Annotated in this window: 2 protein-coding genes; both read right to left on the bottom strand. The window is 75.6% G+C overall.

Translation table 11 applies throughout. From position 1 onward, the window contains the following. Window positions 1-843, bottom strand: an 843-nt coding sequence (locus tag EF903_RS32450; RefSeq protein ID WP_185902944.1) for an acyl-CoA dehydrogenase family protein, incomplete at its 3' end; no start/stop codon positions are given. Beyond that, entirely contained in the window at window positions 827-1,441 is a 615-nt protein-coding gene (locus tag EF903_RS32445) for a TetR/AcrR family transcriptional regulator (RefSeq protein ID WP_125548518.1), read from the bottom strand. The genes EF903_RS32450 and EF903_RS32445, both read right to left, overlap by 17 nt. Window positions 1,442-1,547: the final 106 nt, after the last annotated feature.

Here is a 1,547-nt window from a genome sequence, read left to right as displayed (position 1 = left end):
CCCCTCCTCCCCCACCAGCCACCCGAACGCGTCCTCGTACTCGATCTCCGCGGACGCGTTGGACCGGTTGCCCAGCTTGTCCTTGAGCCGCTGGAGCGCGAGCCGGTTGCGGCTGCCGTCGGGCAGGACGCGCGGCAGCAGGAAGCAGGACAGGCCCCCCGGAGCCTGCGCCAGCGTCAGGAACACGTCCGACATGGGCGCGGACGTGAACCACTTGTGCCCGGTGAGCCGGTACGTGCCGTCCCCGGCCGGGACGGCCGTCGTGGTGTTGGCGCGCACGTCGGAGCCGCCCTGCTTCTCCGTCATCGACATTCCGGCGATCAGCCCGGCCTTGGTGTCGGGCCGGCGCAGTCCGAAGTCGTACGTGCGGGAGCCGAGCAGCGGCTCCAGCCAGGCGGCGAGCGCGGGCGTCGTGCGCAGCGCCGGGACGGCGGCGTACGTCATCGACACGGGGCAGGTGTGCCCGGCCTCGACCTGCCCCCACACGATGAACTTGGCGGCGCGTGCGACGTGCGCGCCGGGGCGGTCCTCGGTCCAGGGTGCGGCGTGCAGGCCGTGGGCGACGGCGGTGCGCATCAGATCGTGCCAGTACGGGTGGAACTCGACCTCGTCGATGCGGTGGCCGTAGCGGTCGTGGGTGCGCAGCACGGGCGGGTTCTCGTTGGCCAGGCGCCCCCACTCGGCGGCCTGTTCGGACCCGGCGAGCACACCGAGGCGGTGGAGCTCGGGCACGGCCCATTCCGCGCCCTCGCGGGCGACGGCCTCCAGCAGGGCCGGATCGGCGGCGGCGTCGTAGCCGTGGTGCGGCGGGACCTGGTTGGTGACCTCATGCGTCCGGGGCATCGTGTCCTCCAAGGGCACGCAGGGTGAACGTGGTCAGGGCGGGCACGACGTCGCCGGGGGCCGCGTCCCCGTCGGCGAGGGGCCCGACGAGCGCCTCGGCTATCGCGCCGACGAGGGCGGCGGCGGTCAGGTCGGGGTCCTGCGGGGGGAGTTCGCCGGTCGCAACGCCTTCGGCGATGCGGGCGGCGAACACGTCGCGGAACGCCCGCCGGAAGACCAGGCGCTCGGTCTCGACGGCCTGGTCGGCCGGCTCGGCCAGCAGGGCGAACGCCCGCCGGGGCGCCTGGAGCGCCCGGCCGGCGAAGGTCTCCGCGGCGGCGGCCACTCTGCCGGCCGCGGTGCCGGGGCGGTCCGCCGCCGTGGCGACGGCCTCGACCTCGCGGGCGACGAGGGTGCGGAACAGGGCGGCGGCGAGCTCGGACTTGCCGGAGAACGCCTGGTAGACGCTGCCGGTGGAGATGCCCGCCTCGGCGGCGATGGCGGCGACGGAGCAGCCGGTGTACCCCTCCCGGGACAGCAGGCCGACGGCGGCTTCCAGGACGCGGTCGCGGCGGGCGTCGAGGCGGGCCTGCACGGCTGGGGGGCGGCGGTAGGGCATGCGAAGAAGTGAAGCACTGATTCAGTGCTTCACGCCAGAGGCGGGCCACGGCCGGCGGGCGGACGGGGCGGCGGCTGCCGCGAGCCGGGACGGAGGCCGGCCGCCG

This window comes from Streptomyces sp. WAC05292 (assembly GCF_003949955.1).
Classification (GTDB): Bacteria; Actinomycetota; Actinomycetes; order Streptomycetales; family Streptomycetaceae; genus Streptomyces; species Streptomyces globosus.
Note: the sequence above shows the minus strand (reverse complement) of the source record. Positions and strands in the feature narration are given on the sequence as shown.

Bases quoted from the DNA above. Each gene is read 5' to 3' on its own strand.
- EF903_RS32445 (WP_125548518.1), bottom strand. From the start codon at position 1,441: ATGCCCTACCGCCGCCCCCCAGCCGTGCAGGCCCGCCTCGACGCCCGC.